The 14,990-nt window shown below is 47.9% G+C and carries 11 protein-coding genes; 7 read left to right on the top strand and 4 right to left on the bottom strand.

The window, feature by feature from the left end; all coding sequences use genetic code 11:
• Positions 1 to 12 precede the first annotated feature (12 nt).
• Positions 13 to 582 (top strand): NADPH-dependent FMN reductase, encoded by a 570-nt coding sequence (gene ssuE, locus DSM2777_RS13690; protein WP_061554240.1) that lies wholly within the window; start codon positions 13 to 15, stop codon positions 580 to 582.
• Positions 583 to 637: 55 nt separating this feature from the next.
• On the opposite strand, the gene pepN is transcribed toward ssuE, so the two are convergent.
• Positions 638 to 3,256: an aminopeptidase N gene (pepN, locus tag DSM2777_RS13685; RefSeq protein ID WP_061554239.1), complete on the bottom strand. Its 2,619-nt coding sequence runs from the start codon at positions 3,254 to 3,256 to the stop codon at positions 638 to 640.
• A 474-nt stretch (positions 3,257 to 3,730) separates the two neighbouring features.
• On the opposite strand from pepN, the gene DSM2777_RS24980 reads away from it, so the two are divergent.
• The 6 genes from DSM2777_RS24980 (at position 3,731) to DSM2777_RS13660 (ending at position 11,528) form a co-directional block, all read left to right on the top strand.
• Entirely contained in the window at positions 3,731 to 4,021 is a 291-nt protein-coding gene (locus DSM2777_RS24980) for a hypothetical protein (protein WP_237087778.1), read from the top strand.
• The gene (locus tag DSM2777_RS13680) at positions 3,963 to 5,462 is read left to right on the top strand and encodes a sensor domain-containing diguanylate cyclase (RefSeq protein ID WP_237087777.1); all 1,500 of its coding nucleotides are present in this window, start codon (positions 3,963 to 3,965) and stop codon (positions 5,460 to 5,462) included. Before DSM2777_RS24980 ends, DSM2777_RS13680 begins: the two co-directional genes overlap by 59 nt.
• 219 nt (positions 5,463 to 5,681) lie before the next feature.
• Positions 5,682 to 6,887, top strand: a complete 1,206-nt coding sequence (gene pncB / locus DSM2777_RS13675; RefSeq protein WP_046457959.1) for a nicotinate phosphoribosyltransferase — start codon at positions 5,682 to 5,684, stop codon at positions 6,885 to 6,887.
• Positions 6,888 to 7,152: 265 nt separating this feature from the next.
• Complete coding sequence (gene asnS, locus DSM2777_RS13670; RefSeq protein ID WP_025800991.1) at positions 7,153 to 8,553, top strand: asparagine--tRNA ligase; 1,401 nt, start codon at positions 7,153 to 7,155, stop codon at positions 8,551 to 8,553.
• 326 nt (positions 8,554 to 8,879) lie between these two features.
• Positions 8,880 to 10,031, top strand: coding sequence for a porin OmpC (gene ompC / locus DSM2777_RS13665; protein ID WP_269465574.1), 1,152 nt, complete (start codon positions 8,880 to 8,882; stop codon positions 10,029 to 10,031).
• 303 nt (positions 10,032 to 10,334) lie between these two features.
• The gene (locus tag DSM2777_RS13660; protein ID WP_061554238.1) at positions 10,335 to 11,528 is read left to right on the top strand and encodes an amino acid aminotransferase; all 1,194 of its coding nucleotides are present in this window, start codon (positions 10,335 to 10,337) and stop codon (positions 11,526 to 11,528) included.
• A gap of 71 nt (positions 11,529 to 11,599) precedes the next feature.
• Here DSM2777_RS13660 and DSM2777_RS13655 read toward each other — a convergent pair whose 3' ends face one another.
• The 3 genes from DSM2777_RS13655 to ldtD all read right to left on the bottom strand — a co-directional run bounded on the left by DSM2777_RS13655 (position 11,600) and on the right by ldtD (position 14,872).
• Positions 11,600 to 12,247 (bottom strand): MBL fold metallo-hydrolase, encoded by a 648-nt coding sequence (locus DSM2777_RS13655; protein ID WP_061554237.1) that lies wholly within the window; start codon positions 12,245 to 12,247, stop codon positions 11,600 to 11,602.
• Positions 12,248 to 12,330: 83 nt separating this feature from the next.
• A complete protein-coding gene (locus tag DSM2777_RS13650) occupies positions 12,331 to 12,879 on the bottom strand; it encodes a peptidoglycan L,D-endopeptidase MepK (protein WP_025800987.1) in 549 nt (182 codons plus the stop codon).
• A gap of 178 nt (positions 12,880 to 13,057) precedes the next feature.
• Positions 13,058 to 14,872, bottom strand: coding sequence for a L,D-transpeptidase (gene ldtD, locus DSM2777_RS13645; RefSeq protein ID WP_071889911.1), 1,815 nt, complete (start codon positions 14,870 to 14,872; stop codon positions 13,058 to 13,060).
• Between the last annotated feature and the right edge of the window lie 118 nt (positions 14,873 to 14,990).

Genomic DNA, 14,990 nt, shown 5'->3' with positions numbered 1-14,990 from the left:
TTGGAGCCTTCTATGGTTATTGTTTCGCTGGCTGGTAGCCCAAAACAGCCATCACGTTCTTCCGCACTACTGGCGGTTGCTCACCGCTGGCTCGCTCGTCATAACGTAGAAATCGTGCATTTTAGCCTGCAAGATTTCGTGGCTGAAGATCTCTTATTCGCCAATTTTAATAGCCCACAAATACTGGCGTTGAACCACGCCTTGAGCCGAGCAGACGGTCTTCTGGTCGCGACACCGGTTTATAAGGCCGCTTATTCTGGAGCCTTGAAAAGTATTCTAGACCTGCTTCCCGAACGAGCACTTGAACACAAAGTGGTGCTTCCGCTTGCTACCGCAGGATCGTCCAATCACTTTTTAGCCTTGGACTACGCGCTCAAACCCGTACTCAGCGCGTTAAAAGCGCAAGAGGTATTACATGGTGTTTTTGCAACCGGCCTACAGATTGATTACGCCTCACGGGAAGCCACGCTGGAGGCGGCTCTGGCAGAACGCCTAGAAGAGTCACTCACCACATTTTATGCCGCCATTCAGCGCAGAGGGGTATCTCTCGCCACCAAAGAACATGCGGCCAACCATGAATAAAAAAAGCCCCGCAATAGATGCTGCGGGGCTTCAGTTTAGTGCTTTAGGTTAATCGTTATGCATTGAGCGCTTTGGTGATCTTCTCAAACAGATCGCCTGACAGGTTTTCTAATCCTTTCAGTTCTTCCAACGATTTACGCATCAGAGCCTGACGGCTTTCGTCATAGCGTTTCAAGCGAATCAATGGTTCGATCATGCGTGCCGCAACCTGTGGGTTACGGGTATTCAGATCTTTCAAGATCTCGGTTAAGAACGCATAGCCTGAACCATCCGCAGCGTGGAATGCTGACGGATTAGCCCGTGCAAATGCGCCCACCAGCGAGCGAATACGGTTAGGATTGCTCAGCGTAAATGAACGGTGTTTAAGCAGCGCTTTTACATTGTCCAAAACCAGCGCAGACGGGCTAGTCGCTTGCAGCATGAACCACTTGTCCATCACCAGACCATCTTGATGCCAGCGTTCGTCAAACTCAGCCATCAGGCGGTCGCGGCACGGCAACTCAGCGCCAACGGCAGCCGACAGCGCGGCTAACGAATCGGTCATGTTGTTCGCATTTTCATACTGACGCACCACTAATTCATCGGCCAGCACCACGTCTTCGCCAAAGGCTAAATAGCGCAGGCAGACATTACGCAGCGAACGTTTGGCAATATCAGCATGATCGATGCGATATTCAGGCGTGCGGTTATTGTTGTAAACCGCCAGCCATTCATCCGCCATTTCTTTCGCCAGCAGACGCGTGATAGCCGCGTGCACCGCACCGATCGCTTCAGGATCGATGATGCTAAACAGCTCAGCCATTTCATTTTCAGATGGCAGCGTCAGAATTTGTGCCGCCAGTGCCGGATCCAAGGTTTCATCCAATAGCACCGCACGGAACGCATCAACAACATGCATTGGCAGCGACAAAGGCTGATTCTGCTGGAATTTCGCAACGTTGAGGCGCACATATTTTGCCAACAGCATTTGAGCCGCATCCCAACGCGAGAAATTATTGCGCGCATGCTGCATCAAGAAGCTCAGCTGCTGGTCGCTATACGGATACTCTAATTTTACCGGCGCCGAGAACTCACGTAATAAAGAAGGAATTGGCTTATGCGGAACGTTATCAAACGCGAAGCTTTGCTCAGATTCCGTCACATTAAGCACGTTACTCACTGACTCGCCGTCAATCATCAACGGGATCACGTTACCCTGCGGATCGTAAAGCTCGATATCCAACGGAATATGCAACGGCAGCTTATCGGCTTGTTCGGAGGTCGGCGGCGTTTGCTGCGTCACGTAGAGACGATATTGCTGATGCTCAGCATCATACTCATCACGCACGCTCAGCTCTGGCGTACCAGCCTGACTATACCAACGACGGAACAATGTCAGATCAACGCCTGAAGCATCCTCCATCGCCTGAACAAAATCATCACAGGTCGCTGCACTTCCGTCATGACGTTCAAAATAGAGCTTCATGCCTTTCTGGAAGTTTTCTTCGCCTAACAGCGTATGCATCATTCGAATAACTTCAGAACCCTTCTCATATACGGTTAGCGTATAGAAGTTATTCATCTCGATAACTTTATCAGGACGAATTGGGTGCGCCATTGGGCTGGCATCTTCTGCAAACTGCGCACCGCGCATCACACGGACGTTATCAATACGGTTTACCGCGCGGGAGCCTAAATCCGAGCTGAATTCTTGATCGCGGAAAACGGTTAAACCTTCTTTCAAACTGAGCTGGAACCAGTCGCGGCAGGTGACACGGTTACCGGTCCAGTTATGGAAATACTCATGTCCAATAACGGCTTCAATGCCCAGATAATCTTTGTCAGTCGCGGTTTCCGCTTTAGCCAGAACATATTTCGAGTTGAAAATGTTCAGACCTTTGTTTTCCATCGCGCCCATATTAAAGAAGTCGACGGCCACAACCATATAGATGTCGAGATCGTACTCTAGGCCAAAGCGGGTTTCGTCCCACTTCATTGCATTTTTTAGCGATGTCATCGCCCAGCCTGCGCGATCCAGATTACCGCGGTCAACGTAGAGCTCTAGTGCAACGTCACGGCCGCTTTGCGTTGTAAAGCTGTCACGCAGAACGTCAAAATCACCGGCTACCAGCGCAAACAAATAGCTTGGTTTTGGGAACGGGTCTTCCCATTGCACCCAGTGACGCCCATCCTGTAGCTCCCCCTGTGCAATACGGTTTCCGTTAGACAGCAGGAACGGATAACGCGCTTTATCCGCCACGATGCGCGTGCGGAAGCGAGCCAGAACATCTGGGCGATCCAGATAATAGGTGATATGGCGGAAACCTTCGGCTTCACACTGGGTACACAGCGCATCACCGGAAAGATAAAGTCCTTCCAAGGCACTGTTTTTCGCCGGATGAATTTCATTCACAATCGTCAAGGTGAATGCTTCCGGCAGATTTTCCAGAATGAGCTGATTCTCAGATTCGCGGTAATGCTCCCAAGGGGCATCATTCACGCTAACACTCTTCAGGGTGAGATCTTCACCGTTGAGGATAAGAGGTGCCTGCGAAGCGCCTTGACGCTTAACCTGACTGACTGCGGTAACCGTGGTTACCTCTGCGTCCAAATCAAAATCCAGAGCCAGATCGGTGATCGTATAATCTGGCGCCTGATAGTCGTGACGATACTTGGCTTGAGGTTGTTGTGTCATAAATACCCTTATAGGATTCGCCGAAAATATGTGCCCTAAATAATTCAAGCTGTAGGAAGGCGGTATCGCGGTAGACCGCGCCATTGCTGAATAGCCACTGACTAAAAATCAGCACCCTAACCAACCATTAACTAAACTGTATCACACCGATCGAAAAACCGAAGCTCTGCCTAGAAACTCCGGTGCGTTTGCCTGTTATTCACGCAAGTGTCATCAGAAGTTTCCAGAGTAAAGCCCAATCAAAAGCGTGTACAACCCAGCATTGAAACCATAAAGGATAAAGGCTAGCTAAACATTCGCTATAATGGAGCAAGATTATTCTCAGTCCTAAATACTTACTCTGAGTGGCGATATTCTGACATAATGATCAGAGTTACCTTATCGTTTGACGTTTCTTGTTCATTACGCCCGCTTTAGCGGACAGTAATATATTCAATGAGCTCCTCGAAGTTCTAAAACCAGAAAACAGCGTGCATGAAGCTAAAAAACCTTATCTACATTTTCACCACGGCGTTGGTGTTCTTTTTTGGTATTTTTATCTATAGCTCATTGCATAAAGCACACGTCGATTTCGCTCAAAACCAGCAAAACCTCTACAAAGTAAAACGACTGCGCGAGCTCACTGAAGTTTTCCAATCTGCACTGTTAGTTCATCGCTTAAAGCGCATCAGTTTTATCAGCGATTCCATTACACAAGATGAGATTCTTGCAGCAGAAAAACAGGTCAGACTCAACTCCGCAGCGCTGGTTCTCCCCCCCTGCTGACAAATCGGCGACAGAATTAGAACAACAGACCCATGCGATGTTTAATCAGGCAAAGTCTCTCGTCTACAGACTCACGGCCAACGACAATCAAGAACTATCGGCTGCAGGTCCGATGATGCAGGCTCAGCTCGATTTGAGGAGTAACTATTTTATTACTGAGCTCAATAAGCTCTATTTCTTATACGTCTATAACACCACGCTATCTGACACGCACTCCTACAAATTTATCGAAAGTGTTCGCTTGAATAACCGCTTAACGTTAACCGCAACGGAGCTTATTGATCAGTTAGTCGACATAAAAACGGATGACGTGAAGCGCAATCAATCTTATCTACGTTCGATAGAGTTGATTGGCGTGTTGGACTCATTACGTTCGCGGGTAGATTTTATTATTGCAACCGCGCCGGGTGGAGCACACCCATCGGCCAATATTGAACAGCTATTAAACAAGCTCAGTAAAGAAAGTATGCGGCATCTAACCACCGACCTTACCAGCGTAATGCAAAGTCGATCATCGAATGCGTTTGACGGTTTCTACCGCTACATCATCAGCATTGATAAAGCTTCCGCTATCTTTGTGAATAACAGCTATGCCCTTGAGCTACATGAGTTAGAGAAGAAAATAAGCATCAGCCGAGTTCAGCTTTACGGCATGATTTCACTGTGCTGGCTGCTCGCGCTCTATATCGTTATGCCGATTTTGGTTTTTTCATCCAAAATTAGCCTGTGGCTGACGCTCACCAATAAAAATATCATGAAGTTATCTCAGGGCGATCTTGAGATATCGCCAGATAATTCAATCATGACCGGTGAGCTGTCGGCGATATCCGATGCCATTAATCAGCTACGCCAAAATCAAATAGAAAAGCATCTGCTAGAAAATGAAAAACAGGAGCTTATCAATGAGCTACTCGAAGCTTCTTCAACCGATCCTCTGACCAATATTTATAATCGTCGTAAATTCTTCAATCAGTGCAGCCAAATTACCGAGAAAGACTACCCTCTCGCCTTCTGCCTTATCGATATTGATAATTTTAAAAGATTGAACGACCGTTATGGCCATGACGTTGGGGACTTGGCGCTTATCGCCTTTAGCCAAATGCTGCAACAGTCGCTGCCGAAAAGTACGGTTTATTGCCGCTACGGTGGGGAAGAGTTCGCGATTTTAATTAAATATGAAGATATGCAGCAATCGATGAAAATTATTGATGCGGTGCGCCATCGTACTGAAATGCTGCGCATTGCCATTCCAAATAAGCCTAGCGTGGGGTTTACCATTAGCTGTGGATTAGCGCGTCTTGATGACTATCAAAATATTAACCACTCTATCAAGCAAGCCGATGAAGCACTCTACTATTCGAAGAAACGTGGTAAAAACCAAGTCAGTTTTTATTCACCGAGTGGATTCATTAGCTTTGATGCTAACGATAAAAATACGTGATATTTGTTTAGGAAACGCGATTAAGTTCAAAGTATGAATATTGTACAATTGCACAGTAACTTAATCGGTGCTAATGCAAATGGCACGTTTAATCCTCGACCTATCACATGCCATATGGTGTTATGAGGCTTCAATCTCGGGATAAACTAGGTATACTCCTCCAACTTTGCCGACTATCCCGAACGTGGAATATCCCTGACGAGGATGCAGTAACGCGCCATGACTCAACATGCTTCCCCGATATTAACTTCATTATTGGATACTGACGCCTATAAGTTGCATATGCAGCAGGCGGTGTATCATCGTTACCGCAATCTCTCCGTAGCGGCTGAATTCCGTTGCCGTGGCGACGAGTTACTGGGCAGTTATGCCAACGAAATTATTCAGCAGGTTGCTTTAATGGGCAATCTTGCGTTAACCGATGAAGAATATAACTATCTCAGCACTCTGCCTTTCTTCAAAAAAGATTATCTAGACTGGTTGCGCGATTTTCGCTTTAACCCGCAACAGGTCGATATCCGTGACGAAGACGGCCATCTCAATATCCGCATTACTGGCCCTTGGCGTGAAGTGATTATGTGGGAAGTGCCGCTGCTCGCTGTTATCAGTGAGGTGGTACACCGCGATCGTTCACCGCTGGCAACGCCAGAAATGGCCGTGGCGCAGCTGCGTAAGAAACTCGATTCATTTAAGCAACTGAGCGCAGATATCGATCTTTCTGGCTTTAAGCTGATGGATTTCGGCACCCGCCGCCGTTTCTCACACGATGTTCAGCGTGCCATTATTGAAACGTTGAAAACGGATTTCCCCCATTTAGTGGGAACCAGCAACTATAAGTTTGCCCAGCAGCTGAGTCTTGCACCGATGGGGACTCAGGCTCATGAGTGGTTCCAAGCCCACCAGCAGATTTGCCCGGTATTAGCGAATAGCCAGCGAGCGGCCCTTCAAGCGTGGTTAGATGAATATCCCGATCAGCTTGGCATTGCCCTGACCGATTGCATCACGATGGATGCTTTCCTACGCGATTTTGGCCCGCAGTTTGCTAATCGCTATCAGGGGCTGCGCCATGATTCCGGTGAACCGATGGAATGGGGAGAGAAAGCCATCGCTCATTACCAGAAACTGGGTATTGATCCGATGACAAAAACGCTGGTGTTCTCCGATAACCTCGATCTCGAAAAAGCCTTGGAGCTCTATCGTCATTTCCATAACCGCATTAATCTTGGTTTTGGTATCGGCACACGTTTAACCTGCGATATTCCACAGGTCAAACCGCTAAATATTGTCATTAAGCTGGTGGAGTGCAACGGTAAGCCCGTTGCCAAATTGTCTGATAGCCCGGGTAAAACTATTTGTCATGACAAAGCTTTCGTTAAAGCGCTGCGCAAAGCCTTTGATTTACCGCTGGTAAAAAAAGCCAGTTAAATTGCTTGGCTTAATCGTTAACGTAAAAAATATTATGAGGGCGTATGCAACGCCCTCTTTTTTTGCCTAAAAAACGCCAATTTTGACTGCTAAAATCGATTATTCTTCTTTTTTTCATTCAATCTCCCAATATCTCATCAAGTTCTTGCGATTTGGCTGCGATTTCTTCTTGTGTCTGTTTGCGTGACAAGTAACATAGCAACATGCCCGTATTATCTGGGCTGTAGGTTATTTATCATCCAAGATCAATAAAAGAGAGAAATCTATGAGCGTAGTGCCTGTAGTCGACGTACTGCAAGGTCGTGCCGCGGTAGACACTGAAGTCACCGTGCGCGGTTGGGTACGTACCCGGAGGGATTCTAAAGCTGGTATCTCCTTCCTCGCCGTTTATGACGGCTCCTGCTTTAATCCGTTACAGGCCGTCGTTAATAATTCTCTGCCGAATTATGAAAGTGATGTTTTGCGCCTGACAACGGGTTGTTCTCTGGAAGTCACCGGTAAAGTGGTCGCATCGCCGGGTGAAGGTCAGAGCTTCGAGATTCAAGCCACCGAAGTTAAAGTCGTAGGTTGGGTTGAAGATCCAGACACTTATCCAATGGCGGCAAAACGCCACAGCATCGAATATCTGCGCGAAGTTGCTCACCTGCGTCCACGCACCAACCTTATCGGTGCAGTTGCTCGCGTTCGTCATACGCTAGCGCAGGCTATTCATCGTTACTTCCATGAAAACGGTTATTTCTGGGTTTCTACCCCGCTGATTACCGCTTCTGATACCGAAGGCGCTGGCGAAATGTTCCGCGTTTCAACGTTGGATATGGAAAACCTGCCGCGCACTGACGAAGGTAAAGTCGATTTTGGTGAAGACTTCTTTGGTCGTGAAGCGTTTCTGACCGTATCCGGCCAGCTGAACGGCGAAACCTACGCCTGTGCACTGTCTAAGGTGTATACTTTTGGCCCAACGTTCCGCGCAGAAAACTCGAACACCAGCCGCCATCTGGCTGAATTCTGGATGGTTGAGCCTGAAGTTGCATTTGCGGATCTCGACGATATCGCAGGCGTTGCCGAAGGCATGTTGAAATACGTCTTCCAAGCCGTTCTTGATGAACGTGCCGATGATATGGAGTTCTTCGCTCAGCGCGTAGATAAAGACGCCATCGATCGCCTGAAGCGTTTTGTTACCTCCGACTTTGCACAGGTGGATTACACCGACGCGGTGGATATTCTGCTTAAGTGCGGCAAGACCTTCGAAAACCCAGTCTACTGGGGCGTCGACCTGTCTTCTGAGCATGAACGTTATTTGGCTGAACAGCACTTTAAAGCACCGGTGGTAGTGAAAAACTATCCAAAAGACATTAAAGCGTTCTACATGCGTATGAACGAAGATGGCAAAACCGTTGCTGCAATGGATGTGTTGGCGCCAGGTATTGGCGAAATCATCGGTGGTTCTCAGCGTGAAGAGCGTTTAGACGTTCTGGATGCACGTTTAGAAGAAATGGGCCTGAACAAAGAAGACTATTGGTGGTATCGCGATCTTCGTCGTTACGGCACCGTGCCTCACTCTGGTTTTGGCCTTGGATTTGAACGTTTAATCGCCTATGTAACCGGCGTACAAAACGTTCGTGACGTGATCCCGTTCCCACGCACCCCAAGAAACGCAACCTTCTAATTAAGTAATAAAACAACATCTCAACGTTTTGTTCACAAAAAAGGGGCCGGCAATGCTGGCCCCTCTCTTTTTTAAACTTAGACCCCTGTCACAAAGTTCCCAAAATTTTACATTTTGAAACACATTATTGCGTTCTGTTACTCGAATTATAGTTTTGTATCATTTTCGATGTAGATTATCGCTCTAGTGAATGGAACACTGCGATGCAGACACAGGAAGACACCATACTTTCTCTTTTAGTTCCGTAAGTGATGAAATAGTTCCGCGCAGAATTAAATTAGGCAGTGGCAGGTGTCAAAAAAAAATAACTCCTTTAGAGGGTAACAATGATGAAACGCAATATTCTTGCAGTAGTGATCCCAGCGCTGTTAGCAGCCGGTGCAGCAAACGCAGCTGAAATCTATAACAAAGACGGTAACAAGCTGGATCTGTACGGTAAAGTTGACGGTCTGCACTACTTCTCTGATGATAAATCTGCAGACGGCGACCAGTCTTACGCTCGTTTCGGCTTCAAAGGCGAAACTCAGATCTCTGACCAACTGGCTGGTTACGGTCAGTGGGAATACAACATCAAAGTAAACAACACCGAAGGCAACGGTTCTTCTAAAAACGCAACCCGTCTGGGCTTTGCTGGTCTGAAATTCGGTGATGCAGGTTCTATCGACTACGGTCGTAACTACGGCGTACTGTACGACGTTGAAGCATGGACCGATATGCTGCCAGAATTCGGTGGTGATACTTACACCATCACTGACAACTACATGACTGGCCGTGCTAACGGTGTTGCTACCTACCGTAACAACAACTTCTTCGGTCTGGTTGATGGCTGGAACTTCGCTGTTCAGTATCAGGGTAAAAACGACGGTAATAACTTCAACGAAGCAACTGGCGAGTGGGACGGTAGCAAACTGTCTAACAACTCTCGTGCATTCCAGAGCCAGAATGGCGACGGTTGGGGTCTGTCAACGACTTATGACTTCGGCATGGGTATCAGCGCTGGTGCAGCATACGCATCTTCTGACCGTACCAACGAGCAAGTTACTCGTGGTCGCGTAGCTAACGGTAACGTTGCTGGTGGCGATAAAGCTGACGCATGGACCGCTGGTCTGAAATACGACGCTAACAACGTATACCTGGCAGCTATGTATGCAGAAACTCGCAACATGACTCCATACGGTGATGACGGTATTGCAAACAAAACTCAGAACTTCGAAGTTGTTGCACAGTACCAGTTCGACTTCGGTCTGCGTCCATCCGTATCTTACCTGCAGTCAAAAGGTAAAGACCTGAACACCAATCTGTCTGGTGACAAAGATCTGGTTAAATATGTTGATGTCGGCGCGACTTACTACTTCAACAAAAACATGTCTACCTATGTTGATTACAAAATCAACCTGCTGGATGACAACGAATTCACCAAAGCTAACGGCATCGGCACTGACGATATCGTAGCAGTTGGTCTGGTATACCAGTTCTAATCTGACGGCAACCTTGCGGTTGTAGCAGAATAGGATCAAAGGCAGAGCTTCGGCTCTGCTTTTTGTTGTCTAGGATTTAGTGCCACGTATCGCTGATGATTTATCCCCTTCTTTTAGTCCGTGTTCTATCGCCCTATTTCCTACCTGATTTTCTTGTTTTCTTCTTATTTTTGGTGCTTTTATCGGCATTGAAGCATTCAGGTAACAACTTTGTATTCTTTTTGTGGCAAACGGTTGGCAAGCTCGCGGCGTAGCGGTAACCTGATGGTTCTCTGGCTCAATCCCACACATGGAAGCTCTTACATGTTTGAAAATATCCCAGCCGCACCAGCGGATCCGATTTTAGGTCTTGCCGATTTATTCCGTGCCGATGCCCGTACCAACAAAATCAACTTAGGTATTGGCGTCTATAAAGATGAAACAGGTAAAACACCGGTTCTGACCAGCGTTAAAAAAGCTGAGCAGTATCTGCTGGAAAACGAAACCACGAAAAACTATCTGAGCATCGATGGTATTCCTGCTTTCGCGACCTGCACGCTGGAATTACTGTTTGGTAAAGAAAGCCCAATCATTCAGGACAAACGGGCTCATGCAGCTCAAACCCCAGGTGGGACTGGTGCTCTGCGTGTGGCCGCTGATTTTATTGCCAATAAAACCCCAGCAAAGCGCGTATGGGTGAGCAACCCTAGCTGGCCTAACCATAAAAGCGTATTTAACGCCGCAGGGCTGGAAGTACGCGAATATGATTACTACGACGCGGCAAATCATCAGTTAGACTTTGCAGCCCTCCAGAGCAGCTTAGAGCAAGCAGAAGCCGGTGATGTGGTTCTATTCCACGGTTGCTGCCATAATCCAACCGGTATTGACCCTACGCCAGAACAATGGGAAGCACTGGCTGAAATGTCTGTTGCTAAAGGCTGGTTGCCGCTGTTTGACTTCGCTTACCAAGGTTTTGCCAACGGTTTAGAAGAAGATGCTCAAGGCCTGCGTATTTTTGCGGCTAAGCATGATGAATTGCTGGTTGCGAGTTCATATTCCAAAAACTTCGGTCTTTACAACGAACGCGTTGGTGCTTGCACATTAGTTGCCGCTGACAGTGAAACCGCCGATAAAGCATTCAGCCAGATTAAAGCGACTATCCGCGCTAACTACTCCAACCCACCAGCGCACGGTGGTTCTGTGGTAGCTACTATTCTGGGTAATGAAGCCCTGCGTACTATTTGGGAACAAGAACTCACTGATATGCGTCAACGCATTCAACGTATGCGTCAGTTGTTCGTTAACACACTGCAGGAAAAAGGCGCTGAGCAAGACTTCAGCTTCATCATCAAGCAGAACGGCATGTTCTCATTCAGTGGGCTCACTAAAGATCAGGTGATCCGCCTGCGCGATGAATTCGGCGTTTATGCCGTGAATTCTGGCCGCGTCAACGTAGCCGGAATGACGCCTGACAATATGGCACCGCTGTGTGAAGCCATCGTCGCCGTATTGAAATAGCACGCATATTGAAACGATAAAAGGAGCCGAAAGGCTCCTTTTTTATACTGTAAATAGCATTCTCAACAACGTTACCAAACCGCAGGCTCATCGCGAACAAATGGGTTAGTCTGGCGCTCCTGACCAAAGGTCGACATTGGGCCGTGACCTGGAATAAACGCAACATCATTGCCCAGTGGCCACAGTTTAGTTTTAATTGAGTTAATCAATGCCTGATGGTCGCCACGGGGAAAATCGCTACGCCCGACACCGCCGCTGAATAACACATCGCCAACCTGCGCCAAGCGTGATTTCTCATTAAAGAAAATCACATGGCCTGGTGTATGACCCGGGCAATGGAAAACCTGCAACGTCTCATTACCCACCTGCAAAGTATCGCCGTCGTTTAGCCAACGGGTAGGCTCTAAGGGGTCGCAATCACTGAGGCCAAACATTTTGCTCTGAGCAGGCAGCCCTTCCAGCCAAAACTGATCTTCTTCCTGAGGGCCATAGATCGGCACATTTAAGCTTTTCGCTAAGTTGCCAGCAGCTCCCACGTGGTCTAAATGCCCGTGGGTCAGCAGAATTTGAGTCACCGTTAAACCCAGCGCTTCAACTTCACGCTGAATTTTTGCTGCTTCGCCGCCCGGATCGACGATCGCGGCCTGAAGCGTGTCCTCACACCATAAAACAGTACAATTCTGTTGGAATGCGGTGACGGGAATGATTTTATATTTCATGTTTGCCCCAATATAAAAAACGCCGGCAAAGGCCGACGTTCAGGATCTCTTTGACTACCCAATAATACCGTCTTAAAGCGCTATTACCAATTTCTAACGGGGCCGGTGTCAATATGTACGAAATTACTGCGCGGGTAATATCCAACGCCACCCGCTCGCATTTTCAATGCAGCTTTACGAATATTGGCTAGCTGAACACCTTCAATATGGAAATCCATTGCCTGTCCAAGCGTATGGTAGCTATGTTTTGCCACGCCGCTGCCACGCTCGCGCAATTCATTATTAGTCCGCGGGGAACGATAGCCGGAAATAAGTTGAATCGGTTTACGTGTGCCGATCATCGCCTGCAAACGAAAAATTTGATCGAATAAGCGAGGGTCAATGCTTTTTACTTTATTTGCACGATAGTCGCGGAATAAATGATTCAGGCGAACTAATTCTTCCTGAATATAGTTTTTACCGTCGAAGAACTCAGCCTTAAGTTGTTCGCCGGTATTTAAATTATTAAGTAATAAAATACGAGGTCGTGGTGTAGAAAGCGTTGCTAACGCTTGCCCTGGCAGCATTGCCATTCCCATAGCAGCGCCACCTAAAGCCAACCACTTGCGACGATGAATATTAATTGGATCCATGAGATAAGTTGTACTCGGCAAAATGTCTGAAAATCACGCACCAAAGCGCACCGTCAGGCACCATAACCGCCATGGAAGATCGAGTCAACCCGCTACCCGCCAAGGTTGGCGGGTTATCACAGATTTTTATGGCTATTATTTACAACATTACAAAAACTACGGTTTTGCTAACTGCTTGCTACAGTTGAAAAAGCCGCTCAGCTTGCGCAGCGATTTTGGCCCCTGAACGTACAGTGTCATCATAATTGTAAATATCTGTGCGGAACTGCGGCTTGCCGTCTTCAGAAACCCATGCTGTCAGATAATAGAGACGAACAGGAATACGGTGACGTATCGGTACATATTTCGTATTCCCCTCTTTCAGCGCAGACGAAACCCGCGCATCATTCCAACCCGCATCTTGAAGTAGCATATTTGCCAGCGTCGAAGCTTTATTAACACGAACACAGCCTGAACTCAGTGCACGAATATCTTTTTCAAATAATCCGTGGTTTGGCGTGTCATGCAGATAGATAGCATCTTGGCTTGGCATATTAAATTTATATCGACCTAGCGAATTATTCGCTCCCGGCGCTTGCTGAATTCGATACGGGAAATTACGCGGCGACACAGACGCCCAGTCGATCATATAAGGATTGACGACTTCGGCATCGTTGCTCCACCCAGAAAACAGGCGATAGCCGTGGCGCTCGAAATAGCCTGGATCGTGCATGGCCTTCGGTATGATATCTTCACGAATTAACGTGGTTGGCACATTCCACGGCGGATTAACCACCACGTTATTCAGTTCGCTATTCATCAGCGGTGTTTTACGCGTTGGTCGCCCTACAATCACTCGCGATGAAAGCACTTCTGCGCCATTCTGGTAATAAATCAACGAGTAGTTAGGAATATTGACCATGATGCCGGTATTCACTTCTCCCGGCAAAATGCGTAAGCGTTGAATATTCAACGCCAGCAATGTAGCTCGCGTTTGTGGAGATACATTCAGCCACTCACGTGTGCGTTTGCCAATCACCCCATCGCTGGCTAACCCTTGCCACTGCTGGAAGCGTTTTACGGCTTCAACGAGCTCAGGCGTATAGCGGTTATCGATCACCGAAACGGATGACGCTTTTGCTGGCTCCGCCTCTGGCGATGGTTGTTGCTTGGTTAAATCAGTCACTGCGGTGGTTGATGGGCTGATCACCGCATTAGGATCCTGACTCGCCGGAGATTGTAACGGCTGTGCATCAGGCACCGGTGTTGGCTTCACGCTGGAATCGCCTTCCAACATTCCTGTACGCTGCAACACTTCACGCAGCGCTGGCATATCCGCGCTCAGGTCACCCGGTTTTAAACTCGGTCCGTCGCTGACTACAGGCCAAGGTCGCGCATCCGCTAACAGATTTTTCAGCGCTTTATGCATCGCAGCATACTGAGGATGCGCAGGTTCTAACGATTTAACAAAAGTATTTAAGCGGCCATCGCGGATCGACAACTGCCAGTTATTCACCAGCGTTGTCGATGGTTCTGCCATCGCATAAGGCACCGAGCTATATAGCCAACTGCCTTTGGTTGCGCTCACGCCGGAGACAAACTGCAGATAGCCCAGCATCGCATCAGATAAAACAGCGTCACGCGCCATGCCACTGACATCGGGATTAGTCAGCGCCTGAACCCATTGGGTAAACTGAGGCTGAACGCCAGAGAGTGCGACTTCAGCGAGCTGCTGTTGAAATTGCTGAACGGCTGTACGATCTTGCCACATTGGCTGCATGTGGTTAGCGGCGTAGAGCGAAGAAAGTTGATTCAAATAACGCAGTGAAACGCCCTGCGGAAGCTGCGACAACAGCGCCGAACGCGATTGCGGTACACTCATGGTCGCCACTGAAACCACGGGTTGCTTAGCAACTTCGGCATAGGCTGGCAGGATGCTCAGCGCCAATGCACTCATTGCTATTGAACCACCGACAACCATATGGCTTAGACGGAATCTGTTATTCAGCACCATCCCTTGCTCCCTAGTTAGCTCATAGGCACCGAATTTCGGAACCTTAGCTTAATTATACAAATAGAAATGACATTTTGCCGTTTCACTGTCGGTTGGTGCGTCAACAACCCAGACATTG

The sequence above is a fragment of the Obesumbacterium proteus genome, assembly GCF_001586165.1.
In the GTDB taxonomy this organism is placed as follows: Bacteria; Pseudomonadota; Gammaproteobacteria; order Enterobacterales; family Enterobacteriaceae; genus Hafnia; species Hafnia protea.
Note: the sequence above shows the minus strand (reverse complement) of the source record. Positions and strands in the feature narration are given on the sequence as shown.

What these genes read in the sequence shown, in the direction of transcription:
- DSM2777_RS24980 (WP_237087778.1), top strand. Translation starts at nt 3,731, where the DNA reads ATGAAGCTAAAAAACCTTATCTACATTTTCACCACGGCGTTGGTGTTC.
- DSM2777_RS13650 (WP_025800987.1), bottom strand. Translation starts at nt 12,879, where the DNA reads ATGGATCCAATTAATATTCATCGTCGCAAGTGGTTGGCTTTAGGTGGC.
- asnS (WP_025800991.1), top strand. Translation starts at nt 7,153, where the DNA reads ATGAGCGTAGTGCCTGTAGTCGACGTACTGCAAGGTCGTGCCGCGGTA.
- pepN (WP_061554239.1), bottom strand. Translation starts at nt 3,256, where the DNA reads ATGACACAACAACCTCAAGCCAAGTATCGTCACGACTATCAGGCGCCA.
- ldtD (WP_071889911.1), bottom strand. Translation starts at nt 14,872, where the DNA reads ATGGTGCTGAATAACAGATTCCGTCTAAGCCATATGGTTGTCGGTGGT.
- ompC (WP_269465574.1), top strand. Translation starts at nt 8,880, where the DNA reads ATGATGAAACGCAATATTCTTGCAGTAGTGATCCCAGCGCTGTTAGCA.
- ssuE (WP_061554240.1), top strand. Translation starts at nt 13, where the DNA reads ATGGTTATTGTTTCGCTGGCTGGTAGCCCAAAACAGCCATCACGTTCT.
- pncB (WP_046457959.1), top strand. Translation starts at nt 5,682, where the DNA reads ATGACTCAACATGCTTCCCCGATATTAACTTCATTATTGGATACTGAC.
- DSM2777_RS13660 (WP_061554238.1), top strand. Translation starts at nt 10,335, where the DNA reads ATGTTTGAAAATATCCCAGCCGCACCAGCGGATCCGATTTTAGGTCTT.
- DSM2777_RS13655 (WP_061554237.1), bottom strand. Translation starts at nt 12,247, where the DNA reads ATGAAATATAAAATCATTCCCGTCACCGCATTCCAACAGAATTGTACT.